We start from the raw sequence: 25,813 nt of genomic DNA, 5'->3' as shown, positions 1-25,813 counted from the left end.
CATGAACGGCCCCGAAGTACCCACCGTTGTGATCGTGCCCGGCCTGCGCGACCATGTGCCCGAGCATTGGCAGACGCATCTCGCCGGCCGCCTGGACCGGGTCCGCACGGTCCCGCCGCTGGAGCGCGACAAACTGTCCTGCGCCGCTCGTGTCGCCGCGCTCGACGCCGTTCTCACCGAGGTCGCGGGCCCGGTGGTGCTGGTCGCGCACAGCGCCGGCGTCATGATCACCGTGCACTGGGCGCAGCACGCCACCCGGCCCGTACGGGCCGCCTTGCTGGCGACCCCGCCGGACTTCGAAACGCCACTGCCGCCGGGCTATCCGAGCCGGGACGAGCTGGCGGCGAACGGCTGGATCCCTATCCCGCGGCGGCGGTTGCCGTTCCCGAGCATGGTGGCCGCCTCCACCACCGATCCGCTCGGCTCCTACCGACGCGTCGCGGGCCTCGCCGAAGCATGGGGCAGCCGGCTCGTGGACCTCGGCGACGTCGGCCACCTCAATCCGGCCTCCGGCTACGGCGATTGGCCGCGCGGGGACGCGCTGCTGGGTGAGTTGATCGATGCCGGCGTGGCGTCCGGAGCCGGGCGATGAGCAAGATCGTAGCCTCCGCGCGGGAGGCCGTCGCCGATATCGTCTCCGGATCGAGCCTGGCCGTCGGCGGTTTCGGCCTGTGCGGCATTCCCGGCGCGCTCATCGAAGCCCTGGCCGCGACCGGCGTCACCGACCTCGAGATCATCTCCAACAATTGCGGCACCGACGCGCACGGCCTCGGAATCCTGCTGGCGGACCGCCGTATCCGCCGCATCACCGCCTCCTACGTGGGCGAGAACAGCGAGTTCGCCCGCCAATATCTGTCCGGTGAACTGGAAGTCGAACTGACACCGCAGGGCACCCTCGCCGAGAAGCTGCGCGCGGGCGGTGCGGGAATCCCCGCCTTCTTCACGCCCGCCGGTGTCGGCACCCCGATCAGTGACGGCGGCCTGCCTTGGCGGTACGCCGCGGACGGGTCGATCGCGCTGGCCTCGCCGCCCAAAGAGGTCCGCACCTTCGGCGCGCGCTGGAACCACCGGCGCTACGTGCTCGAGGAGGCGCTCACCGCCGACTACGCCCTGGTGCACGCGCTCGTCGGCGACACCGAAGGCAACCTGGTGTTCAACAAGGCCGCCCGCAATTTCAACCCGCTCGCGGCCGCGGCGGCACGCGTCTGCATCGCCCAGGTCGAAAACCTGGTTCCCGCGGGCGAACTCGACCCCGATCGCATCCACCTGCCCGGCATCTTCGTCGACCGCATCGTGCACACCGGGCCGCAGCCCGAGCGCATCGAGAAGCTCACCATCGCCCAGGAGCGCTGAAATGACCACTGCCACCGAGGTGCTCGGCTGGTCCCGCACCGCCATGGCCGCTCGCGCCGCCCGCGAACTGCGGCCCGGCGAATACGTCAACCTGGGCATCGGCCTGCCCACCCTGATCCCGGACCACCTACCCGACGGCATGCGCGTCGCCTTGCATTCGGAGAACGGCATTCTCGGCACCGGACCCTACCCGTCCGCAGCCGAGGTCGACGCCGACCTGATCAACGCGGGCAAGGAAACCGTCACCGTCCTGCCGGGCGCGTCCTTCTTCGACTCGGCGACCAGCTTCGGCATGATCCGCGGCGGCCATATCGACACCGCGGTGCTGGGCGGCATGCAGGTCTCCGCCACCGGCGACCTGGCCAACTGGATGGTCCCCGGACACCTGGTCAAAGGCATGGGCGGCGCGATGGATCTGGTGCACGGCGCTCGCCGCGTGATCGTCCTGATGGAGCACACCGACAAGTCCGGCGCCCCGAAGATCCTGCCGCGCTGCACTCTTCCCCTCACCGGAGCGGGCGTGGTGCACCGCATCATCACCGACCTCGCCGTCATCGATGTCACCGCAACGGGTTTGGTGCTGCGCGAATGCGCCCCGGGCATCACCGCGGCGGATGTCCGGGCCGCCACCGGCGCGCCCCTGGCGAGCCCCGGATGAGCTTCAGGGGATGGTGACGAAGCCCTGGGCGGCCATCCATTCGCGGGCGACCACCGCCGGTTCGCGGCCCTCGACATCGACCTTGCGGTTGAGGTCGGTGATGGACTGGTTGGTCAGTAGGCGGGAGATGGGGGTGAGGAGTTCGATCACCTGGGGGTGGGCGGCGGCGAAATCGGCGCGCATCACCAGGGCCGCATTGTATTGCGGGAAGAAACCGAGGTCGTCGTCGAGGAGGCGGAGGTCCAGGGAGGGGATGCGGCCGTCGGTGGCGGCGACCGAGCCGAAGCGGCATTGGCGGGCGTCCGCGGTGGCCTGGTAGACGAGGGCGTCCTGGACGATCTGCTTCTGGACTTTGCCGGTGTCGATGCCGTATTTGCGGGCCATGCCGGGGAATCCGTCTTGGCGGACGTTGAATTCGGTGCCGACGCAGGTGGCGGCCGCGGCGGGGTCGGCGGCGATCAGGCGCGCGTAGTCGGACAGGGTGCGGACGCCGGTCTCCTGGGCGGTGCGGGCGCTGGTCACCATGGCGTAGGTGTTGTTCATGGGAGCCATTGCGGCCCAGACCATGCCGTGGGCGGTGCGGTCGGCGTCGCGGACGGCCTCGAATTGGGGTTCGGAGCCGGAGACCGGGGTTTCGTTGCCCAGGTAGTTGATCCAGCCGGTGCCGGTGTAGTCGTAGGCGATGTCCACCTGGCCGCGGACCTGGGCGTCGCGCAGGCTGTTGGAGCCGACGATATTGGTCAGGTCCCGGACTTCGGCGCCGGCCGCGTCGAGGGCGAAGGCGATGAGATAGCCGAGGATGTTCTGTTCGGTGAAGTCCTTGGAGCCGACCGTGATTCGCACACCCTCCAGGGCGGGAATCGGCTGGATGCTGCCGGGGTTCACCCGCAGCGGGACCGAACCGCCCGCCTCCAGACCGCACGCGGCGGCGACCAGCACCGTGACCGCGGCCGCGAGAGCCGCACAGCCGCGCCGGATCCGGGCTCTCATCGCAGCCCCTTCGGTCCCAGATAGCGTTCGGCCAGCGCGCCGAGCCAATCGATGAACAGCGCCAGCGCCACCGCCAGCAGCGCGCCCACCCAGAGCGTGACATTGTCGCGCAGCTTGTAGCCGGTGTCGATGAGGATGCCCAATCCGCCCGCGCTGACCAGGAACGACAGCGTCGCCGTGCCGACCGCGAGCACCAGCGAGGTACGCAGCCCGGCAAGGATGTACGGCACCGCGAGCGGGAATTCGATACCGCGCAGCACGGCCGCCGCCGACATGCCCTGTCCGCGACCGGCATCGATGACGGCGGGATCGACCTGGTGGTATCCGAGAATGGTGTTGCGCAGCACCGGCAGCAGTGACAGCAGCACGATGGGGGCGACGCCGATCCAGAACCCGGTGGTGCGGGTGATCAGATAGAACAGCACGATGAGCCCGATGGCCGGTGCGGCCGCGCCGATATTGGCCAAGCCGACGAACAGCGGTGCCAGCCGGCGCAATCGAGGCCGGGTGAGCGCGGTCCCCAGCGGCACCGCGATGGCGACGACGATGGCCACCACCGTGACGGTGATGCGCACATGCTCCCAGGTGACGGTGGCGATATTGCCCGCGCTGAGACTGGCCCGCTGGGTGGCGGTGAGCTCACGGGCGAACGCCCACACCAGCACTCCCGCGCTCAGCAGCAGGGCGAGCACCGGCTGAGCGAGCAGCCGGATGCGTTCGGCGCGACGCTCGGTCTGCGCGGTCACGGGGTACCGCCCGCGTGCGACGCCCGGATCGCGGACAGGTGCGCGACCAGGGTGTCGATGGTGATGAGCCCGGCGTACGCGCCGCGCCGTCCGGTGACGACCGCGTTCGCGGTGCTCTCGGCCAGCAGCGCCTCCAGGGCTTCCTGAAGCGTGGAGCGCAGCGAAACACCTTCGCCCACAGCGGTTCCGGCATCGCGGAGGGAGTCGGCGCGCGCGAGCTGGGCGAGGGTGACCCAGCGCAGCGGGCGCTGCTGGTCGTCCAGTACGAGTCCCCAGTCCTTGCCGCCTTCGGTGATGGCCGCGCGCAGTGTTTCCACCGGATCGCTCTCGCGTGCGGTGGCGCAGTCACCCAGTTCGATATCCTCGACGCGGGTCAGCGTGAGCTGTTTCAGCGCGGCGTCCGCGCCCACGAATCCCGCGACCGTCTCATCGGCCGGGTCGGCGAGGATCGCGGCCGGGGTGTCGTATTGCAGGATGCGGGATCGGCTGCCCAGCACGGCGATCCGATCACCGAGCTTCACGGCCTCGTTGAAATCGTGGGTGACGAAGACGATGGTCTTGCGCAGTTCGGCTTGCAGCCGCAGCAACTCGTCCTGCAACAGCCCGCGTGTGATCGGGTCGACCGCGCCGAACGGCTCGTCCATCAACAGCACCGGCGGATCGGCGGCCAGGGCGCGCGCCACCCCGACCCGCTGCTGCTGGCCGCCGGAGAGCTGCCGCGGATAGCGGTCCCGGAAAGCGCCCGGGTTCAGGCCTACCAGTTCGAGCATCTCGTCCACGCGGGCCGAAATCCGTTTGCGATCCCAGCCGTTCAGTCCGGGCACGGTCGCCACGTTCTTGGCGACGGTCAGATGCGGAAACAGCCCGGCCTGCTGGATCGAGTAGCCGATGCCGCGCCGCAAATGGTCCGGATTCACCGCGGCCGCGTCCCGGCCGCCGATGGTGATGGTGCCGGAGCTGGGTTCGATCAGCCGGTTGATCATGCGCATGGTGGTGGTCTTGCCGCAGCCGGACGGGCCGACCAGGACCACCGTCTCGCCCGCCGGAATGACCATCGACACGCCTTCGACCGCGGGATCCGCTTGTCCCGGATAGCGTTTGGTCACCGACTCCAGAACGATCTCGACGCCGGAGACAGCGGTCTCGGGTTCAGTCACGGATACCCCCGGGTGTGGTCAGTCGGCCGGTGAGGACGAGCAGGGCGTCGAGCAGCAGCGCCAGCACCACGATCAGCACGGTGCCGGTGAGGGCCTGCGGCACCGCCGTCGGCGTGCCGAGCCGCGACAGTCCGGAGAAGATGAGGTTGCCCAGCCCCGGCCCCTTCGCGTAGGCGGCGATGGCCAGAATGCCCATGATCATCTGTGTGCTGATCCGCATGCCCGCCAGAATCGCCGGCCAGGCCAGCGGCAGTTCGATCACGGTGAGCACCCGCAGGCGGTTCATGCCGACGCCGCGCGCCGCATCCGTGACCGCCGGGTCGACCGAGGACAAGCCCACGATGGCATTGCGCAGGATGGGCAGCAGCGCGTAGAGCACCAGCGCGGTGATGGTCGGCGGAACCCCCAGGCCGAGCACCGGAATCAGCAGGCCCAGCAGGGCGAACGACGGGATGGTCAGAATAATGCTGGCGGTCGCGGTCGATATCGCGGAACCGAGCGGGCTGCGATGCACCAGCGCCGCGATCACGACCGAGACGATCGCGGCGATGACGACCGCCTGCACCACCGCGGAGACATGCAGATATGAATCCGTCAGCAATTGATGACGGTGGTCGGAGACGTAGGTCCACAGCGTATCCAGCGCCCTGCCCTCCCTCAGGTCGGCATCGGGGTGAGCATAACGGCAATGCGCCCGCACCGGGCACGATTTCGTTGCCCACGGCAAGAATCAGGGTGCGGTGACCGGGGTTTCGCAGCTGGCGGGCGGGTCGATCAGGCCGCAGTCGGCGGGCGCGCGGACCAGCGGATAGTCGATGGGCACGCCGCCGTCGGCGATGATGGTGCGGTAGGCGGTCACCGCGTCGGTGGGGGTGCGGGCCAGGGTCGCATCGGTGCGGGCATTCACGGTGTAGAGCCCGAATCGCGGTGTGTAGGAGCTCCATTCGTAGTTGTCGGTGATGCTCCAGTAGTTGTAGCCGATCACGTTCATGCCGTCGGCCTTGGCGCGCTGCATCCAATAGACGGTGTCGCGCAGATGATCGGAGCGGGTGTAACCGTCGGCGCGCGGCTTGCTGTCCTCGGTGGGCATGCCGTTCTCCACGATCCACAGCGGTTTGCCCGGGAACTTGCGTGAATAGTATTGCAACGCAAAGTAGATGCCCTCCGGACGCACCGGCAGGTCCCACATCCCGGCCGGGCGATCGGCCGAACCATCGGATCGGGCGGCCGATTCCGGCGGTTCGTAGCCGAAGTAGTAGTCGATGCCGACGAAATCCAGCCGGTCCCCGATGCGCTCGATGAGCGGTCCGTTGACCCGCTCTTCGGCCCCGGCGACATAACCGACATTGCTGGTCACCCGCGCGCCCGGTTGCACCTGATGGATGTAGTCGTAAATATCGTTGTGCGCCTCGGCGATTCGGTCCAGCATCCGATCGGCGTCGGTGCCGTTCTGTCGGACTTCGTGCATGATGTAGGCGACCGGCTCGTTCACGGTCACCCAGATCGGATCGCGCGCCGCATAGCGGTCGACGACCTTGCGCATGTTATCCAGCCAGTCCGCGACCATGCCGGGATTGCCCCAGCCGCCCCGATCGACTTCCCAGCCGGGATACACCCAGTGATCCAAGGTCAGCATCGGCCGCATTCCGGCTGCCACGATGGCGGCGATCACCCCGTCGTAATAGCTGAAAGCCGCCGAATCCCACACTCCCGGTCGGGGTTCCAATCGCGCCCATTCCAGTCCGACGCGAAATACCTTGACGCCCAGCCCCGCCGCGAGCGCGATATCGGAGCGGTACCGGTCACGGAAATCGACCGCATCGCCGAGTCGATCCCAGCCCGGATTGGCGTCGATGTAGCGGGTCCAATTGCTGTCCGGTGACTGCCCCTCGGATTGGAATCCGGAAGCGGCCACACCCCAGAGGAAATTGTCACCCAGCACGCCGGTCCGCGTTTCCTCGAACACCGGGCTGCTCTGCCCGGTCACCGCGGACGGCAGCATGGTGGCGGCCATAATGAGCCCGGCCCCGGCCAGGCAGCGAAATCTTGTGCGCATGAGCACATCCCCTGGGAAATTCCGTGAAAGCTCCGAAAGTGGCAGCTAACTCCTGAATAGCTGCACTTTGTTGCGGGGATATGCCGACTCGATTGTGGTTTGGCAGGACCCTGTCATGGGGCGTAGATCGACTCGCCGTGAGGCACGCCGCCGCCGGCCGCCGAGGTTCCGATATTCGGTCCGGTCGCGGCGGTGATCGGTCAGAATGGACTCCGAGATGTCGGGTCGGATTGTCGCCGGGAGTGAGCAATCGTGAAAAAGCCTGCTGTACAACGACTTCGGCGAATCAGTGCCATAGCATCCGCACTGCTGCTACTGTGCGTGCCCGGCTGTACGTCGGCGCGCGAGAGCGCGACCCCGACTTCGGTAACCCCGTTGCCGTCGAGCGAGACCGCCACCGCCACTTCGGTTCCCGCCACCTCCACCGGCGCGGCCGCGACGAAAGCCGTGCTGCCCACCGGCGACTCGTTACGGCGCAGCCCCGGAACCACGTTCTCCGGCTGCGATCCGGACGGCCGCGACAAATTCTCCACCGGAGAGGTTTTCGATCCGCAGACCGGAGCCAACCTGCCATTGCCGAAACCGACGCTGGCGGCCCCGGAACAGCTGGTGAAGCAGCGCTGCACGGTGGCCGGTGACCCGAAGAGCCTCCGGGTCGTCTATGTGCTGGCCACCCGAACGCCCGCCTCCGGGTTGAACGCGGAGAAGTTCGCGACCCGGATCGTCTCGTTCGGCCTGCGTGACACCAGCCCCGCCGTGCAGACGCCGTGGCCGGCGCAGCTGACGGGGGACATCAACGATCTCTGGCCCACCAACTTCGGTTTCATTGTGCGCCTGGGTGGTTCGCGGTTGGTGGGATTCGATCTCGCTACCCTCGCTCCGGTGTGGGACCGCGATGACGGGCAGATCTACGACTCCCTGGTCACCGGTTCGGTGCTGGCGCGCGAAATCGGGGTGTCGGCGGGGGAGACGCTGGTGTTCAACAGTACGAAGGACGGCGCGGAGATCGGGCGCTTCGCGGATCTGAAGTTCCTGCGCGATATGCCGGGCGATCAGCGCGGAGACGTGGCGGACGGCGGCGGATTCTTCGTGCAGCGGCAGGGCAAACCCGACTATGGCGTGTCGTATTTCGATGCCGCGTCGGCGAGTCTGCTGGGGCCGCTCTCGAACACCTCGCCTTCCGGATATCAGCGCAGCGGCAATCTCGTGATGACTTGGGGTAAGGGGTCGGCGGACGCGGACAACTACCTGAACGTCTACGACATCGGCAAAAAGGATTTCGTGCTGCGCAAGTCCGGTGCCGATGCCGCGGGCCTGCATCTCTCCCATGTGTACCTGGCCGGGCATTTCCTGTATATCGAGAACACCGACGACAGTCCGGTGATCGACCTGACCACCTTGGGCAAGGTGTCCACGAAATGGAAGCTGCGCCCGATGGACACCGTCGGCGGCGAATGGACCCTGGTGTCCTCCGGCCACGTCACCAACGACTACACCGACTGCTTCGGCACCGACGCCAAATTCCTGTGTTACGAACGCGGCGAATTGGTGCGCAGTCCGGGCGGGGTGTACGGCGGCCCCTGGTACTGAACGCGATTCGCGCGAATCCCTCCATCGGGGGAGCGCGGATTCCACCTCGCGGACGACGTGCGCGGATACGGATCTCCGTAGCGTCGAAGGTCTTCGGGACGGGAGTGAACCTCTTGTCCCGCACCTGTATTCGTGAGGGGGATATGTGCTTTCCGCGCTCGTGCCGGCCGTGCGGATGCCGGATCTACGGCGGAAGATCCTGTTCACGCTGGGGCTGCTCGCTTTGTACCGGCTCGGTGCGGCGCTACCGTCGCCCGGCGTCGACTACAAGGCCGTGCGCAGCTGTATCGCCCTGGTATCCGGTGGCGAATCGGCGGGGATCTTTCAGCTGATCGACCTCTTCTCCGGCGGCGCGATGCTGCAACTGTCGGTGTTCGCCATCGGGATCGTGCCGTTCATCACCGCGAGCATCATCACCCAGCTGCTGACCGTGGTGATTCCGCGCTTCGAGGAGCTGCGCAAGGAGGGCCAGTCCGGGCAGGCGCGGATCACGCAGTACACCCGCTATGTGGCGATGGCGCTGGCGGTGTTGCAGGCGTCGACCTTGGTGGCCTTGGCCGCGCGACGGCAGCTGCTGCGCGGGTGCGAGCAGGACATCCTGGCCGACGACTCGCTGTTCGCCATGATCGTGATCGTGCTGGTTATGGCGGCGGGGGCGGCGCTGGTGATGTGGTTCGGCGAGCTGATCACCGAGCGCGGCATCGGCAACGGTATGTCGCTGCTCATCTTCACCGGTATCGCGGCGCGAATCCCGAGTCAGGGCCGGGCGATTCTGGACAGCCGGGGCGCAGCGACCTTCGCCGCGCTCTGCGGCACCATATTGCTGCTGATCGTCGCCGTCATCTTCGTCGAGCAGGGGCAGCGGCGAATTCCGGTGCAATACGCCAAGCGCGTGGTGGGGCGCAAGCTGTACGGCAGATCCTCGACCTATCTGCCGCTGAAAGTGAATCAGGCGGGGGTCATTCCGGTCATCTTCGGGTCCTCGCTGCTGTATCTGCCGAACCTGCTGGCGCAATTGACGCAGCGGGGTGCGGGCGATCCGGCCGCATGGCAGCAGCTGATCCAGAAGTACCTGGTCGATCCGAACAACCCGGTGTATGTCGGGACGTACTTCTCGCTGATCCTGTTCTTCACCTACTTCTATGTCGCGATCACCTTCGATCCGGCGGAGCGGGCGGAGGAGATGAAGAAGTTCGGTGGCTTCATTCCGGGGTACCGGCCGGGAAAGCCGACCGCCGCGTACCTGAACCATGTGCTGAGCCGGATCACGCTGCCCGGATCGGTCTACCTGGGCGCGGTCGCCGTGCTGCCGAACCTGTTGCTGCACTTCGGCTCCGGCGGCTCGGCCCAGAATCTCGCGTTCGGCGGCACCTCGGTGCTGATCGTGGTGAGCGTCGGCCTCGACACGATCAAACAGCTGGAGAGCCGGATGATGAACCAGAACTACACAGGATTCCTGCGCTGAAGCAGACTGTGCAGATGGCTACCTTGACGCGTCCGCTGCTGCTGCGGCTGGTCTCCACGCTCGTGCTCGCGATCAGCGCCACCGTGCTGTCGGCGGGCACCGCGCAGGCGGTCGCGCCGATCGGCGGCCGCAGCGCCACCCTGGGCCCCGGCCCACGCGATGCGGCCGCGGCCGCCGATATCGCGGCCGCACCCCGGAATTCGACGATCTCGGTACTGCTCGCGAACGACCAGCTGCTGTTCCGATCGGGCATGCGGGCCGTCATCGACGCGCAGACGGATCTGCGCTGCGTCGCCGAAGTCGGCGACGGCGCCGCGGCCGTCCACGAGCTGACGCGCCTGCGCCCCGACATCGCCATCCTCGACCTGGACATGCCCGGCTTCGACGAGCCCGCCACCATCGACAGCATCGCGGAACTCGCCGCCGGCGGCCGAATTCTCACCCTCGCCACCGAAGACAGTGACGAAAACCTCTACCGCGCACTACGTCTGGGCGCCTGCGGCTTCCTCACCAAATCCCTCCCGGCCCAGGACCTGCTGGCCGCCATCCGAACCGCCGCCCAGCGCGACGCCCTCATCGATCCACGCCGAACCCGTCACCTGATCACCCGCCTGACCCACGGCATCGACCCGTTCCCCACCGCCCCCGAACTCGCCGCCCTCACCCCGCGCGAACACCAGGTCCTGCTGCTGATGGCCGAGGCGCATACCAACCCCGAGATCGCCGCCGCGCTCGGCGTCGGCGAGCAAACCGTCAAAACCCATGTCTCCAACGTGCTCGCCAAACTCGGTGTCCGCGACCGCGTCCAAGCCGTCGTCTACGCCCACACCCGCCGCATCGTCCCCGCCGGGCGGTCGCGGTGATCCGCCCCGTCACCTGACCGGATCGAAACAGCTCGAGGGCAGGTCCTGGATGGAGCAGAGCGCGGGGGCCCGGGTGGGTGCGTAGTTTCCGGGGACCCCGCCGGCGGCGGTGATGTCGCGGTAGGCGGCTACCGCGTCGGTGGGGCGGCGGGTCAGGCCGGGGTCGGTGGTGACGTCCACGGTGTAGAGGCCGAAACGGGGGGAGTAGCTGCCCCATTCGTAGTTGTCGGTGATGCTCCAGTAGTTGAAGCCCATCACGCTCATGCCGTCGGCTTTCGCGCGCTGCACCCAGTAGACGGTGTCGCGCAGGTTGTCCACGCGGGTCATGCCGTCGGTGGTGGGGGAGCCGTTGTCGGTGGGCATGCCGGTTTCGACGATGTAGAGCGGGCGGCCGGGGAACTTCTGGGAGTAGCGGCGCAGTACGTAGTAGATGCCGTCCGGTTCCAGGATCAGGCTCGAGGACTGATTGGTCAGCAGGGCGGCCAGATTCGGCGGCTTGCTCAGGGAGCCGCCGTAGTAGTAGTCGATGCCGATGTAGTCGAGCTTGTCCGCGATCCGGTCGACGAAGGACGCGTCGGCGGCGGCCGTGCCGATGGCCGAGTAGGCGATATTGCTGGTCACCATCGCGCCGCCCTGCCGGGCGTGGATGTGGTCGTAGATCGCGCGGTGGGCGGCGACCATGCGGTCGATCATGGTGGTGGCGTCGAGCGATCCGATCCCGCCGATCTGCTGCTCCTTGCCCACATACGCCAGTGGCTCATTGAAGGTGACCCACAGCGGGTCCGAGCTCGCGTAGCGATCCACCACCGCGCGCGCATTGGTCAGCCAGTCCTCGACCATGCCCGCACTGCGCCAGCCGCCCCGATCGACCTCCCAGCCGGGGAAAACCCAGTGATCCAGGGTGATCATCGGCTGCATCCCCGCCGATCGGATTCGCGCGATCATACGGTCATAGAAGGAAAAGTCCCATTCGCCCGGATTCGGCTGCACCCGGGCCCATTCCACGCTGACCCGGTAGACTCCCACCCCGAGCTCGGCCGCGTGCTGGATGTCCTCGTCGTAGCGGTGCAGGAAGTCGACCGAATTGCGATAGTCCTCGGCCTGCCCGGATCGGGCGTACCTACTCCAATTGCTGTCCGGCGCAAAGCCTTCGCTCTGAAAGCCGGAGCTGGAAACGCCCCAGCGGAATCCGCCGCCCACCCCCGGCACCTCGGCGGCGGCGCGGCCGGGTGTGATGACCGCGCAGGCGGTCAGGACGATACAGGCCAGTGTGAACAACGCACGATGTCCCATCGGATCGAGACTACCTGCCGGAGAGCGGGTTTCGGGGCGCACCGGAGAGATCGGCGGCGATCGCGGTCGAACGCGTCGCGCGAATATAGGGCATATGCCCGATACCGGGCGAGCAGCCTCCGCCCTAGTATTCCGGCCACGGCAACCCCGCTCGGCCGGCGCGCGCGGGATCGTAGCTCGAAATCGCAAGTACCGCATGGGAACAGGACCCTTAGTAATGTTGTGGTGTCGTACCTCGCGATCGGCCCTGGTGAGACTGTTGGTCTGTTGACAAGTTCAAGACCATCCAAATACTGTTCAGTTCAATGAAACATGCTTTCCGAAGACCCGGTATGTGAGCCTCGATCTGCTTGCTTACCCAGGTAGCGCTTCAGTCTGGCAGCGTCGCTCGCTGATCAAACGCTCCACCGAGCCCGGCCGCACACCGCCGGGCCGGTTTGGTTCCGCCTGCGCCATCCCCTCGGGCCGGAACCGTCCAGCGGAGAGACGTCCCCGCCGCGCGCGGGCTCTTCGCAGCGTTTCGACCGCATCGAAATCCGTTGTGTCGGAGCTGGAATAGTCTGACCCGCTCTATGTATGAAGGATGTTCAGGGGTGACCGGATCGGCCTTTGCCGTCGCCAATGTCGGGAAGTCGGGCAGCATGCCGGATGGGGGCGAACGGCGGCGGATCGCGTTCGTATTCCCGGGTAACGGCAGCCAGTGGGCGGGCATGGCACGCGAGCTGCTGGCGGCGGGCGGGGTGTTCGGGGAGTCGATCGCGCAGTGCGAGGCGGCGCTCGCGCCGTACGTGGAGTGGTCGCTCACCGCGGTGCTGCGCGGCGAAACCGGTGCTCCCGCGCTGGAGAACGTCGCCGTGGTGCAACCCGCGCTGTTCGCGGTGATGGTCTCGCTGGCCCGCACGTGGCAGGCGGCCGGAGTCGAACCGGACGTGGTGATCGGCCATTCGCACGGGGAGATCGCCGCCGCGCATATCGCCGGTGGCCTGTCGCTGTCCGATGCGGCCCGGGTGGTGGCGCTGCGCTCCCGGGCGCTCGCCGATGAACTGGCCGGACACGGCGCGATGGCCTCGATCGGCCTCGACCTGGACGCGGTCCGGGAACGGCTCGCGGCGTACGGGGATCGCTTGACGCCGGCCGCGCTGAACGGGCCTGCGCAGACCGTCGTATCCGGTGACATCGCGGCGGTTGAGGAACTGCTCGCCGAGTGCACCGGCGCGGGTGTGCGAGCGCGCCGGGTGCCGATCGATTACGCATCGCATTCGCCGGCGATCGAACGCATCCGGACCCGGCTGCTCGAAGAGCTGGAACCGATCCGCCCGCGCACCGGCACGGTGCCCTTCTACTCCACGATCGCCGCCGCGGAGCTGGATACGGCGGAGCTGAATGCCGAGTACTGGTATCGCGCCGAGCGGGAACCGATTCGGTTCGCCGAGACCGTCACCACGCTGATCGAGTCCGGCGTCACCGGATTCGTCGAGGTGAGCCCGCATCCGGTGCTGACCGTGAACATCGCCCTGATCGCCGAGGCCGGGGAGGCGGCCGGGACCGTGGCCGTGGTCGGATCCCTGCGGCGCGGCGAAGGCGGCCCGGAGCGGTTCGCGGCCTCGCTGGCCGATGCCCGCGCCGCGGTTCAGGCTGTTTCCGGCGCGCCGGGTTCGGCTGCGCCGCAGGACAGCCCATTGGCGCGCACCCTGTCGACCGTCCCCGAATTCCAGCGTGCCGCGGTCGTTCTCGACCTCGTGCGGGAGCATGCCGCGGCCGTGCTGGGTCATGATTCGCCTCACTCGCTCGACCCCGACCTGCCGTTCACCGACTTCGGCGTCGATTCGGTCAGCGGAGTGGAGCTGCGCGACAGGCTGATTCGCGCCACCGGTCTGTCCCTGCCCGTCTCGCTCGTCTTCGACCATCCGACCGCGAACGCGGTCGCCGCACTGCTGCGCGCCCGGATCACCGGTGCTCGCCCGGCCGAGCACCGGGTGTCGCGGCACGCGGGCACGGACGAACCGATCGCCATCGTCGGCATCGGCGCTCGATTCCCCGGCGGTGTGCGCTCGGCCGAGGACCTGTGGGACCTGCTGTCCGCGGGCCGGGACGTGATCACCGACTTTCCCGAAGACCGGGGCTGGGACCTGGACCGGCTGTTCGACGAGGACCCGGACAAGCCGGGAACCGTCTACACGCGCCAGGGCGGATTCCTCAGCGGTGCAGGCGATTTCGATCCGGCATTCTTCGGCATCAGCCCGCGCGAGGCATTGGCGATGGACCCGCAGCAGCGACTGCTGCTGGAGACCGCCTGGGAGGCCCTGGAAGACGCGGGCATCGACCCGATGTCGTTGCGGGGCAGCGACACCGGGGTTTTCGCCGGCGCCTGCACCTCCGGCTACTCGCGCCGGGTCACCGGCGACCTGGAGGGCTTCCGGCTGACCGGCACCTCGCACAGCGTCATCTCCGGTCGTCTGGCTTACGTGTTCGGCCTGGAAGGCCCGGCGGTGACGGTGGATACGGCGTGCTCGTCATCGCTGGTCGCCCTGCACCTGGCCTGTCAGGCGCTGCGGGACGGGGACAGTTCGCTGGCGCTCGCGGGCGGCGTGACCGTCGCGGCCAGCCCCTATCTCTACGTGGACTTCGCCCGCCAGCGCGGCCTGTCCCCGGATGGCCGGTGCAAGGCGTTCTCGGCCGCCGCCGACGGTGTGGCCTGGTCCGAGGGCTCGGGTGTGCTGGTGCTGGAGCGGCTTTCGGACGCGCGGCGCCGCGGCCACCAGGTGCTGGCGCTCATTCGCGGCAGCGCCGTGAACAATGACGGCGCCAGCAATGGGCTGACCGCGCCGAACGGTCCCGCGCAGGAGCGGGTGATCGCGCAGGCGCTGGCCAACGCGGGGCTCGCGGCCGCGGACGTGGATGCGGTGGAGGCGCACGGAACCGGTACGGCGCTCGGCGATCCGATCGAAGCGCACGCCTTGATCGCCGCCTACGGGCACGATCGCGGTGAACGCGAACCCTTGCGCATCGGCTCCCTGAAATCGAATATCGGTCACGCGGTGGCCGCCGCCGGCGTCGCCGGTGTGATCAAGATGGTGCAGGCCATGCGGCACGAAAGCCTGCCGCGCACCCTGCACGCCGAAACGCCGTCGCCGCACGTGGATTGGTCCGCGGGCGCGGTGCGCCTGCTGACCGCGCCCGAACCGTGGACCGCGGGGGAGCGGATCCGCCGGGCGGGTGTGTCGTCGTTCGGAATCAGCGGCACCAACGCGCACCTGATTCTCGAGGAAGCGCCCGCCGCTGCCACCGCCGACAGCGGCAAAGACGATGCGGCACAGCCGAACAATGCCGTCGCGGTCACCCCGCTGCTGGTATCGGGCAAGGGTGAATCGGGTCTGCGTGCGCAAGCCGCTCGGCTGCGGGCCTGGCTGTCGGCCCGCCCGGAGATCGACCTCGCCAATGCGGCCCGTGCGCTGGCAACCGCACGGGCACAACTGGATTCGCGTAGCGTGGTGCTCGGCCGTGATCGTGACGAACTGCTCGAACGCCTGGCCCAACTCGCCGACTCGGGTACCGGCACCGGCGTCATCACCGGCGTCGCCGGGTCCGGGCGGACCGCATTCCTGTTCACCGGCCAGGGCGCGCAGCGCATCGGAATGGGCACCGGCCTGTACCGGGCGTTCCCGGTCTTCGCCGATGCCTTCGACTCGATCTGCGCCGAATTCGATCCACTGCTGGGCCGGGCGCTCGACGACATCATCTTCAGCGGCGACGCCGCGGTGCTGGATCGGACCGAGTTCACGCAGCCGGCGTTGTTCGCCTACGAGGTCGCGCTCTACCGCCTGCTGGAATCCTTCGGCGTCACCCCGGATGTGCTGCACGGCCATTCGATCGGCGAACTCACCGCCGCGTACCTCGCCGGTCTGTGGTCCCTCCAGGACGCCTGCCGTTTGGTGGCGGCTCGCGGCCGGCTGATGGGCGCGCTGCCCGAAGGCGGAGCCATGCTCGCCGTCGGCGCGTTCGAGAGCGAGGTGAACGCGGTACTCGACCGGTACCCAGGCCGCGCCTCGCTCGCCGCGGTGAACGCCCCTGCGGCCCTGGTGATCTCGGGTGACGATGATGCCGTAGCCGAGATCGAAACCGAGTTCTCCGGTCGCGGCACGAAGACCTCGCGGCTGCGGGTCAGCCATGCCTTCCATTCGCATCGGATGGAACCGATGCTGGCCGAATTCGAGTCCGTAGCAAGGTCTTCGACCTACCACCCGCTCCGTTTGCCGGTGGTATCGAATGTCTCCGGTCAGCTCGCTGGCGACGAAGTGCTGGACCCCGCCTACTGGGTTCGCCAGGTCCGGGCCGCCGTGCGTTTCGCCCCGGGCATCGAGACCCTCCATGCCTCGGGTGTGCGCCGATTCCTGGAGGTAGGCCCCGACGCCGTGCTGACGGCGATGACCCGCCAGACCCTCCCGGAGGAGGTGCGGCCGGGCGCAGTCGTGGCGGCGGCCGCCCGCCGGGATCACGATGAGGCTCAGCAGTTCCTGACCATGCTGGCGCACGCGCACACCGCCGGCGTGCGCGTGGATTGGACGCCGCTGTTCGGTGACCGGCCGCAGCGCCGAGTTCCCCTGCCCACCTACGCCTTCCAGCATCAGCGCTTCTGGCTGCCGCCCCGCCCCGAAGGCGCCGGCGACGCCCACAGCCACCCGCTGCTCACCGGAGTGGTGCCGGTAGCCGGTAAGGACGAGTTCGTATTCACCGGCAGGTTCACCCTGGCAACCCACCCGTGGATCGCCGATCACCGGACGTACGGCACCGTGGTGCTGCCGAGCGCCGCGCTGGTCGAATTCCTGCTCGCCGCCGGTAATGAGATCGGTTGCGGCGTAGTCGAAGAACTGACCTTGGAAGCCCCGATCGCGCCGTCGGAAGAGGACGAGGTCGAACTCCAGGTCGCCGTGCGGGAGCCGGACGAGACCGGGCGACGCCAGTTCGGGTTCTACTTCCGCCGCGCGGGCGAATGGGTGCGCAACGCCAGCGGCGTGCTGGCCCCCGCCTGGGCGGGCGGCGACGCCCTGCTGGACCAGCTGCAAGACGAGCCCTGGCCGCCCGCCGATGCCGAAACCCTCGACGCGGCATGGATTCCCGAGCGCATTGCCGCCGTGACCGGGCTCGAGTACGGTCCGGCTCTGCTCGGCGTCACCGCGGCATGGCGACGGGACGACACCGTCTTCTCCGAGGTCACCCTCGATACCTCCGCCGCGCCCGAACCGGAGCGTTTCGATCTGCATCCGGCCCTGCTCGACCTGGTCATGCATGCCGGGCTGGCGGGACTGCTCTGGCGTGATCAAGAGGCCGACCCGGACACCGGCCGGTTGCTCTTCCGATGGGGCGGAGCGCGCCTGCACCGGCCCCTGGGCGATGCGACGACCCTGCGGGTCATCGCCACCACGCGCGGCCAGGAAACCATTTCGGTTGCTGCCGTAGATGATTCGGGCAAGCCGGTGGTCTCCCTCGATGCCGTCGTCATGCGGCCGTACGACGTGAAGCAGCTGCGCGGCACCCTGGCGGGCGACACCGCCGACCTCTTCGCGATCCAGTGGACGCCCACACCCGCGGCGGCGAGCCTGTCCGTGGATCGGCTGGCCGTACTGGGCACCGATCCCGTCGCCGGAATCGCGGCCTGCTATCCGAGCGCAGCGGAAATCGCTGCGGTGCGGGAGCTCCCGGATGCCGTGATCTGGTCTCCGGAATTCGGCGTAGTCACCGACGATCCGGCCGCCGTCCGCGGTCAGCTGGAGCAGGTCCTGGCCACGGTCCGGACCTGGCTGGCCGAAGACCATCTGGCCGACACCCGGCTGGTCGTGGTGACCTCGAACGCCGCCGCGCTGCCGGGGGAAACACCGGACCTCACCGCGGCCGCCGTCTGGGGCCTGATTCGCAGCGCCCAATCCGAATACCCGGGCCGATTCGCGCTGGTCGATACGGACCCGTCCACCGCTGCGCCCATGGGTGATTCGTCGCTGCTCGGTGCGGTGATCGCCGCCGGAGAACCGCAGGCTGCCATGCGCGGCGGAGCTCTGCTCGTGCCCCGTTTGGTGAAAGCGCGCGCGGAACACGCGGCCGAACCGTCCTTCGGCTCCGGCACCGTCTTGATCACGGGCGGCACCGGCGGTCTCGGCGCATCGACCGCCCGGCACCTGGTCGCCGCGCACGGTGTGCGCCGGCTGCTGCTGGTATCCCGGCGTGGCGAGAACGCCGAAGGCGCCGCGGAATTGGTCTCCGAACTCTCGGAAGCCGGGGCCGAGGTGCGCGTGGCGGCCTGCGATGTGGCCGACCGCGAAGCCCTCCGGACCCTGCTCGCATCGATACCGGCCGACCGGCCGCTGACCGGCATCATCCACGCCGCGGGTGTCCTCGGCGATGCCACCGTCGCGGGTCTCACCCCCGAGCAATTGCGGCGTGTGTTCGCCTCGAAGGCCGAATCCGCATGGCACCTGGACGATCTCACTCGCGAGGGTGACCTGTCGGCTTTCGTCCTGTTCTCCTCCGTCGCGGCGACGATCGGATCGGCGGGCCAGGCCAACTACGCGGCAGCCAACGCCTTCCTCGACGCCCTGGCCCACCGCCGCCGGTCCGAAGGTCTCCCGGCGACCGCGGTGGCGTGGGGCCCTTGGAACTCCGCCGGCGGCATGACCGGCACCCTGGACCGCAGCGCCGTCGCCCGCTGGGAACGACTCGGCCTGCACTCGATCGGCAACGACGAGGGGCTGCGGCTGTTCGACGCGGCGGTCGCCGGCCCCGCCGCACACCTGGTCGCGATCCGGTTCGAGCCGGCCGAACTGCGCCGCGAAGCCCAGCACGGCGCGGTACCCGCGGTCCTGCGCGGATTCCTGCCCCGCACCGCGAACCGCACCGCGGCACAGTCGAGTTCCCTGGCCACCCGCCTGAGCCGGGTGCCGCAGGCGCAACGCGCCGAGGTGATCCTGGACCTGGTCCGCGAACACGCCGCGGCCGTCCTGGGCCACGGTTCCGCCGAAGACATCAGCCCCGGCGAGCGCTTCGACGCCCTCGGCTTCGACTCACTGGGCGGCGTCGAATTCCGCAACCGCCTGTCCAAGGCCACCGGCGTCCAACTGCCCTCCACCCTGGTCTTCGACCATCCCACCGCCGCGGCGGTCGCCACCCTGCTGCACGCCATGATCGCGGGCACCGATTCCGCTCCCGCACAGGCGAAGACCGCGCGCCGCACTCGCGTGGACGAACCGATCGCCATCGTCGGCATGGCCTGTCGTTACCCCGGCGGCGTCGACTCACCGGACGCGCTGTGGGATCTGGTCGCCACCGGAACGGATGCGACCGGCGACTTCCCCGCCGATCGCGGCTGGGATCTGGACCGGCTCTTCGACCCCGACCCCGACCAGCCCGGCACGGTCTACGTCCGGCGCGGTGGATTCCTCTACAACGCAGGCGATTTCGATCCCGGCTTCTTCGGTATCGGCCCCCGCGAGGCCACCGCGATGGACCCGCAGCAGCGCCTGCTGCTGGAGGTCTCCTGGGAAGCGCTGGAGCACGCGGGCATCGACCCGGCCTCGTTGCGCGGCACCGACACCGGCGTCTACACGGGCGTGATGTATCAGGACTACGAGGCCGTCACCGGTAAGGCCGGGCCCGAGGTGGAGGGCTACCTGCTCACCGGCGGCCTGGGCAGCGTCGCCTCCGGCCGGGTCGCGTACGCGCTGGGTCTCGAAGGTCCCGCGATGACCGTCGATACGGCCTGCTCGTCGTCCCTGGTCGCGCTGCATCTGGCCTGCCAGGCGCTGCGCCAGGGCGAGAGCGCGCTGGCGCTGGTCGGTGGCGCGACGGTGATGTCGACGCCGATGGTGTTCCAGGAGTTCTCGCGCCAGCGTGGCCTGGCGAAAGACGGCCGCTCCAAATCGTTCTCGGCCGCCGCGGACGGCGTCGCCTGGTCCGAGGGTGCGGCGGTGCTGGTGGTGGAGCGGCTCTCGGATGCCCGCCGCCTGGGCCACCAGGTGCTCGCGGTGGTGCGCGGCAGCGCGATCAACCAGGACGGCGCCAGCAACGGCCTGACCGCGCCGAACGGTCCCTCGCAGCAGCGGGTGATCGCGACGGCCCTGGCGAGTGCCGGATTGCGTCCGAGCGAGGTGGATGTCGTCGAAGCGCACGGCACCGGAACGGCGCTGGGCGACCCGATCGAGGCGCAGGCTTTGATCGCCACCTACGGGCAGGAGCGCGCGGGCGAACCGCTGCACCTCGGCTCGCTCAAATCGAATATCGGTCACACCCAGGCGGCCGCGGGCGTCGGCGGCGTGATCAAGATGGTGCAGGCCCTGCGGCACGAATCCTTGCCGAAGACCCTGCACGTGGATGCCCTCTCGCCGCATGTGGATTGGTCGGCGGGCGCGGTGCGGGTATTGACCGAGCCGCGACCGTGGCCCGCCGGCGAGCGGGTGCGCCGGGCCGGGGTGTCGTCGTTCGGCATCAGCGGCACCAACGCCCACGTGATCATCGAAGAGGCGCCCGCACCGGCGGTTTCAGCCGGACACGCCTCGGCCGAGCCGGATGACGACGGCGCGGTGGCGCCATGGGTGATCTCCGCGAAATCGGAGGCGAGCCTGCGGGCGCAGGCGGAACGATTGCGGGCCTGGCTCACCGAGCATCCGGAGGCCGACATCTGGTCGGTGGCAAGGACATTGGTGGAATCGCGGGCGGCACTCGACCGGCGCGGCGTCGTCACCGGCCGCGATCGGGCCGAGTTGCTCTCGGGTCTGGCCGAATTGGCGGCGGGCGCCCCGGGCACGATCGAGGGCACGCCGGGCACGGGTAAGACAGCCTTCCTGTTCACCGGTCAGGGCGCGCAGCGGGCGGGCATGGGCGTGGGCCTGTACGCGGCGTTCCCGGTGTTCGCGGCGGCGCTGGACGAGGTCTGCGCGCAGATCGATCCGCTGCTGGGCCGCTCGCTGCGGGACCTCATGTTCACCGACGCCGATGGTGTGCTGGACCGGACCGAGTTCACCCAGCCGGCGCTGTTCGCGTTCGAGGTGGCGCTGTACCGGCTGGTCGAATCGTTCGGTGTCACACCGGATGTGCTGATCGGTCATTCGATCGGCGAGCTGGCGGCCGCGCAGGTGGCGGGCGTGTGGTCGCTCGCGGACGCGTGTGCGCTGGTGGTGGCGCGCGGCCGGTTGATGGGTGCGCTGCCGCCGGGCGGGGCCATGCTCGCGATCGCGCTGCCCGAAGCCGAAGCGCTGGAAGTGCTTGCCGCATATGACGACCGAGTGTCGCTGGCGGCCGTGAACGGTCCGGCGGCGGCGGTGCTGTCCGGTGCGGCGGAGGCGCTGGACGAGATCGGTGCCCGGCTCGCCGTCGAGGGCGTCAAGACCTCGCGGCTGCGCGTCAGCCACGCCTTCCATTCGGTGCTGATGGAACCGATGCTCGACGAGTTCCGTTCTGTCGCTGCCGGATTGACCTACCACGAGCCGTCCCTGCCCATCGTGTCCGACCTCTCCGCGGCGGTGGCCGCGACCGAGCTCACCGATCCCGAATACTGGGTCCGGCAGGTGCGCGGCTGTGTCCGTTTCGCCCCGGGCATCGGCACGCTCGTCGAATCGGGCGTGCGGCGGTTCGTGGAGATCGGCCCGGATGCGGTGCTGGCCGCCATGACTCGGCAATGCCTGGCCGACACTCCGGGCATCGAAGCCAAATCGACGGTGATCGCGACCACGCGCCGGGCGATCGAGGAACCGGCGCAGTTCGTATCCGCACTGGGCCGGGCCGCCGTCGCCGGTATCTCGGTGGATTGGACGCCGCTGTACGCGGACCGCGTCACTCACCGAACGACGTTGCCCACCTATGCGTTCCAACACGCTCGCTACTGGGCGCGACCGGCTACCACGCCGGACCTGTGGCAGTCCGGCCTGGACTCCACCGGCCACCCGCTGCTGACCGCGATGATGCGCTTGCCGGACTCCCCGGATGTGGTGTTCACCGGCAGGCTGTCCCGAGCCGCACAGCCGTGGCTGGCCGATCACGCCGTCGCCGGCGTGGTCCTGCTCCCCGGCGCGGCCCTCGCGGAGCTGGCGCTGCACGTGGGCTCGGCGGTGGAGTGCCCGCACCTGGGCGAGCTGATCATCGAAGCGCCCCTGCCGATCCCGGCCACCCGAGCCGTCGACCTGCGGGTCGTGGCGGGCGGCCCGGATGACGAGGGCGTTCGCACGGTATCGGTGTACTCGCGGCAGGCCGATGACGCGGGATCGTCCGATAATGCGGCAGGACAGTGGATTCGCCACGCGGTCGCCTCCGTCACCACCGGATCGGACCCGGCCCCGGAGATCGATCCGGTCAGCTGGCCGCCCGCGGACGCGACGCCGATCGCGATCGATCACGCCTACCCGGAGCTGGCCGAGCGCGGTTACGAGTACGGCCCGGCCTTCCGCGGCCTGACCGCCCTGTGGGGGCGCGAGGGCGAAGTGTTCGCCGAGCTCGACCTGCCGGAGTCTGCCGCGGGCGCAACGACATTCGGCATTCACCCGGCTCTGCTCGATGCCGCACTGCATGCGATTCTGCTCGGCGGGCTGGCTCCCGCCACCCTGCCCGGTGAGATCGCCGTCCCGTTCTCCTGGGAGAACGTCAGCCTCTACGCGACCGGTGCGACCACCCTGCGTGTGCGGGTCGCCGCGACCGGCACCGGCCCGGTGGGGGAGCGGATAGCCGTCACGCTGGCCGACTCGTCCGGTCTGGCGGTCGCCGCGGTGGCGGCGCTGACCCTGCGCAGCTTGCCGGCCGATGCCCTGGACGCGGCGCAGTCTCGCACCGAAGGTGTGGGCTTCGAACTGAACTGGCTCGAACTGCCCGAGCCGCCCGAGACGGCGGTGAGCTGGAGCCCCGATGGTGCGACCGTGACCATCGGGGGACAGGACGCGACCGTGCTGCGCATCGACACCCGGCACGGCGATGAACTGCCGACGGCGGTAAGAGATCTCGTCACCGCCCGCACCGCGCAGCTACAGCAGCTGCTGGCCCAGGATCGCCGCATCGTCGCGGTGACCCGCCAGGCCGTCGCCGTGCATCCGCACGAGCCGGTGGACCTCACCACGGTGGCGGCCTGGGGTCTGCTGCGTACCGCCCAGAGCGAGAACCCGGACCGAATCACGCTGGTCGATATCGAAGCCGGGGCAGACGATCGGACCGCGGTCGCCCGTGCGCTGGCCACCGCCGGCGAACCCCAGCTGGCCCTGCGAAACGGCAAAGCCTATGCGCCGCGCCTGAACCGGACCGACTCGAACGCACCCGAAGTCGCGTCGCTCGACACCCCGGCGTGGGCGCTGAAGCTACGTGACAAGGGCACGCTGACCGCCGACAACTTCACCTTCGGCGCCGCTCCGGCGGCGTTGGAACCCCTGGCACCGGGCCAGGTCCGGGTCAGCGTGCGGTCGGTCGGCCTCAACTTCCGGGATGTGCTGATGGCCCTCGGCACCTACCCCGACAAGTCCGGACGCCCCGGCGGCGAGGGAGCCGGTGTCGTCCTGGAGGTCGCGCCGGATGTCACCGAATTCGCCCCCGGCGACCGCGTTTTCGGCTTGATCCCGGGCGTCGCGTCGATGGCGGTGGTCGACCGCCGGCTCCTCGCCGCGATGCCGCACGGCTGGTCCTTCACCCAGGCCGCGGCGATCCCGATCGTGTACGCGACCGCCTATTACGGCCTCGTCGACCTGGCTCAGGCACGCCCCGGCGAAACCCTGCTGCTGCACGCCGCGACCGGTGGCGTGGGCCTGGCGGCGGTGCAACTCGCCCGCCACCTCGGCCTGCGGCCGCTGGTCACCGCCAGCGAGCCGAAATGGAGTGTGCTGCGCGAGCTGGGCTTCGACGATTCGGCCATCGGCAACTCCCGCACCTTGGATTTCGAGCGGAAGTTCCTCGACGCCACCGGCGGTCGCGGCGTGGACATCGTCCTGGATTCCCTGGCGGGCGAATTCGTCGACGCCTCACTGCGTCTGCTGCCGCGCGGCGGCCGGTTCGTCGAAATGGGCATGATCGATCGCCGCGATCCGGCCGAGGTGGCCGCCGCCCATCCGGGTGTCGACTACTTCAGTTTCATGCTGATGGAGGTCGGCCCGGATCGGCTGCACGAGATCCTGACCGCCTTGGTGGAGCTCTTCGAAGCCGGAGCTCTGACGCCGTATCCGACCACCGTGTGGGACCTGCGGCAAGCGCCGCAGGCGTACCGGTACCTGAGCCAGGCCCGGCACATCGGCAAGAACGTGCTCACCGTGCCGGCCCCGCTGCGGCCCGAGGGCACCGTCCTCATCACCGGCGGCACCGGCGGCTTGGGCGCGGTCGCCGCCCGGCATCTGATCACCGCACACGGCGTGCGCAGGCTGGTGCTGGCGAGCCGCCGTGGCCCGGACACCCCCGGCGCGGCCGAACTCGCCGCCGAATTGTCCACGCTCGGTGCGCAGGTGGAGGTGGTCGCCTGCGATGCGGCCGACCGGAGCGCACTCGACGCGGTGCTGGCGGCCATCCCGCCCCAGCACCCGTTGACCGCGGTTGTGCACGCCGCCGGCGTACTGTCCGACGGTCTGCTCGCCACCATGACCCCGGACCGGATCGCAAAGGTATTGCGCCCCAAGGTCGATGCGGCCTGGAACCTGCACGAGGCCACCAAGGACCTGGACCTGTCGGCTTTCGTGCTGTACTCCTCCATCGCGGGCCTGATCGGCAATCCGGGCCAGGCCAACTACGCGGCCGCCAACGTCTTCCTCGACGCCCTGGCACACCACCGCCACGTCAACGGCCTGCCCGCGACCTCGGTGATCTGGGGACCGTGGGAGCAGAGCGGCGGGATGACCAGCACGCTCGGCGCGGCCGATCTCGCCCGGCTGCGGCGCGAAGGGCTGCTGCCGCTGGGCGATTCGGACGGCATGGAACTCTTCGACGCCGCCCTTTCCGGCGGGCGATCGGAGTTCGTGGCGATCCGGGTCGATCCGGCCGCGCTCGGCGCAGCGGATCCCGCCGAGCTGCGCCCGGTCATGCGCGCCCTGTCCCGGCCGCCGCGCCGGCGCACGGCCGATGCCCGGCAAGCGGAATCGAATACCCGCCCGGCGGGCTCGGCGTCGCTGCAAGCGCAACTGCTCGGCCGCCCGCCCGCCGATCAGGAACGCCTCATCCTCGGCGTGATCCGCGCCCAGGCCGCCGCGGTCCTCGGCCACCCCAATGCCGATGCCACGCCGCCGGACAAGCCGTTCAGCGATATCGGCTTCGATTCGCTCGGCGTCATGGAGTTCCGCAACCGCCTGAAAACCGCTGTCGGCGTGCAACTGTCAGCGACCGCCATGTTCGACCATCCCACCCCGGAAGCGCTGGCGGCGCACCTGCGCCAGGAGCTGGTCCCGGTCGAGGATCCGGCCGAACGCATTGCGGCCGAACTCGATTCGCTGGCCCGCAGCTTCGCCGCCGCCGAACTGTCGGCCGCGGACCGGGCGGCTGTCGCGACCCGATTGTCCGTCCTGCTGCACGAGCTCGAAGGCAAGGACGCCGAAGAAATCGACCTGGGCAACGGCGCCGACGGTCTCGACGACGCGGACGACCGCGAACTGTTCGATTTCATCGACCAAATCAGCTGAACCCGTTCCCGCGACCGAATCAGCTGAGC

The 25,813-nt window shown here is 69.2% G+C and carries 12 protein-coding genes and 1 pseudogene; 7 read left to right on the top strand and 6 right to left on the bottom strand.

Features of this window, described 5'->3' with window-relative positions:
• The first annotated feature begins 1 nt into the window (after window position 1).
• From NI1_RS24570 to NI1_RS24560, 3 genes are read left to right on the top strand one after another with little or no spacing between them, the layout of a single operon-like run.
• Window positions 2-592 carry an RBBP9/YdeN family alpha/beta hydrolase gene (locus NI1_RS24570; protein WP_067825021.1) on the top strand — a complete coding sequence of 197 codons (591 nt, stop codon included), beginning with the start codon at window positions 2-4 and terminating at the stop codon, window positions 590-592.
• Window positions 589-1,353, top strand: a complete 765-nt coding sequence (locus NI1_RS24565; protein ID WP_067825019.1) for a CoA transferase subunit A — start codon at window positions 589-591, stop codon at window positions 1,351-1,353. Before NI1_RS24570 ends, NI1_RS24565 begins: the two co-directional genes overlap by 4 nt.
• Before the next feature lies 1 nt (window position 1,354).
• Complete coding sequence (locus NI1_RS24560; RefSeq protein ID WP_067825017.1) at window positions 1,355-2,011, top strand: 3-oxoacid CoA-transferase subunit B; 657 nt, start codon at window positions 1,355-1,357, stop codon at window positions 2,009-2,011.
• 3 nt (window positions 2,012-2,014) lie between these two features.
• Here NI1_RS24560 and NI1_RS24555 read toward each other — a convergent pair whose 3' ends face one another.
• The 5 genes from NI1_RS24555 to NI1_RS24535 all read right to left on the bottom strand — a co-directional run bounded on the left by NI1_RS24555 (window position 2,015) and on the right by NI1_RS24535 (window position 6,960).
• On the bottom strand, window positions 2,015-3,001 hold the full coding sequence (locus NI1_RS24555) for a glycine betaine ABC transporter substrate-binding protein (protein ID WP_067825015.1): 987 nt from the start codon (window positions 2,999-3,001) through the stop codon (window positions 2,015-2,017).
• Entirely contained in the window at window positions 2,998-3,747 is a 750-nt protein-coding gene (locus NI1_RS24550; protein ID WP_067825013.1) for an ABC transporter permease, read from the bottom strand. The genes NI1_RS24555 and NI1_RS24550 overlap by 4 nt, the downstream gene beginning before the upstream one ends.
• Entirely contained in the window at window positions 3,744-4,904 is a 1,161-nt protein-coding gene (locus NI1_RS24545) for an ABC transporter ATP-binding protein (protein ID WP_067825012.1), read from the bottom strand. Before NI1_RS24545 ends, NI1_RS24550 begins: the two co-directional genes overlap by 4 nt.
• Window positions 4,897-5,547, bottom strand: coding sequence for an ABC transporter permease (locus tag NI1_RS24540; RefSeq protein WP_067825370.1), 651 nt, complete (start codon window positions 5,545-5,547; stop codon window positions 4,897-4,899). The genes NI1_RS24545 and NI1_RS24540 overlap by 8 nt, the downstream gene beginning before the upstream one ends.
• Before the next feature lie 87 nt (window positions 5,548-5,634).
• Window positions 5,635-6,960: a family 1 glycosylhydrolase gene (locus NI1_RS24535; RefSeq protein WP_067825010.1), complete on the bottom strand. Its 1,326-nt coding sequence runs from the start codon at window positions 6,958-6,960 to the stop codon at window positions 5,635-5,637.
• A 375-nt stretch (window positions 6,961-7,335) separates the two neighbouring features.
• On the opposite strand from NI1_RS24535, the gene NI1_RS24530 reads away from it, so the two are divergent.
• The 3 genes from NI1_RS24530 to NI1_RS24520 all read left to right on the top strand — a co-directional run bounded on the left by NI1_RS24530 (window position 7,336) and on the right by NI1_RS24520 (window position 10,878).
• The gene (locus tag NI1_RS24530; RefSeq protein WP_067825008.1) at window positions 7,336-8,550 is read left to right on the top strand and encodes a hypothetical protein; all 1,215 of its coding nucleotides are present in this window, start codon (window positions 7,336-7,338) and stop codon (window positions 8,548-8,550) included.
• A gap of 145 nt (window positions 8,551-8,695) precedes the next feature.
• On the top strand, window positions 8,696-10,015 hold the full coding sequence (gene secY, locus NI1_RS24525) for a preprotein translocase subunit SecY (protein WP_067825006.1): 1,320 nt from the start codon (window positions 8,696-8,698) through the stop codon (window positions 10,013-10,015).
• A gap of 14 nt (window positions 10,016-10,029) precedes the next feature.
• A complete protein-coding gene (locus tag NI1_RS24520; RefSeq protein ID WP_084523617.1) occupies window positions 10,030-10,878 on the top strand; it encodes a LuxR C-terminal-related transcriptional regulator in 849 nt (282 codons plus the stop codon).
• 9 nt (window positions 10,879-10,887) lie between these two features.
• Here the strand turns inward: NI1_RS24520 and NI1_RS24515 are convergent, their stop codons facing one another.
• The gene (locus NI1_RS24515; RefSeq protein ID WP_067825004.1) at window positions 10,888-12,171 is read right to left on the bottom strand and encodes a family 1 glycosylhydrolase; all 1,284 of its coding nucleotides are present in this window, start codon (window positions 12,169-12,171) and stop codon (window positions 10,888-10,890) included.
• A gap of 665 nt (window positions 12,172-12,836) precedes the next feature.
• Here NI1_RS24515 and NI1_RS24510 point away from each other — a divergent pair.
• Window positions 12,837-25,784 (top strand): annotated as a pseudogene (locus tag NI1_RS24510) (SDR family NAD(P)-dependent oxidoreductase); the annotation flags it as partial.
• Between the last annotated feature and the right edge of the window lie 29 nt (window positions 25,785-25,813).

Origin of the sequence: Nocardia inohanensis NBRC 100128, assembly GCF_001612945.1 — a bacterium.
In the GTDB taxonomy this organism is placed as follows: Bacteria; Actinomycetota; Actinomycetes; order Mycobacteriales; family Mycobacteriaceae; genus Nocardia; species Nocardia inohanensis.
The sequence above is the reverse complement of the archived record's forward strand: the minus strand, read 5'-3'. Positions and strand labels throughout refer to the sequence as shown.

What these genes read in the sequence shown, in the direction of transcription:
- NI1_RS24520 (WP_084523617.1), top strand. Translation starts at nt 10,030, where the DNA reads ATGGCTACCTTGACGCGTCCGCTGCTGCTGCGGCTGGTCTCCACGCTC.
- NI1_RS24565 (WP_067825019.1), top strand. Translation starts at nt 589, where the DNA reads ATGAGCAAGATCGTAGCCTCCGCGCGGGAGGCCGTCGCCGATATCGTC.
- NI1_RS24570 (WP_067825021.1), top strand. Translation starts at nt 2, where the DNA reads ATGAACGGCCCCGAAGTACCCACCGTTGTGATCGTGCCCGGCCTGCGC.
- NI1_RS24535 (WP_067825010.1), bottom strand. Translation starts at nt 6,960, where the DNA reads ATGCGCACAAGATTTCGCTGCCTGGCCGGGGCCGGGCTCATTATGGCC.
- NI1_RS24515 (WP_067825004.1), bottom strand. Translation starts at nt 12,171, where the DNA reads ATGGGACATCGTGCGTTGTTCACACTGGCCTGTATCGTCCTGACCGCC.
- NI1_RS24555 (WP_067825015.1), bottom strand. Translation starts at nt 3,001, where the DNA reads ATGAGAGCCCGGATCCGGCGCGGCTGTGCGGCTCTCGCGGCCGCGGTC.
- NI1_RS24560 (WP_067825017.1), top strand. Translation starts at nt 1,355, where the DNA reads ATGACCACTGCCACCGAGGTGCTCGGCTGGTCCCGCACCGCCATGGCC.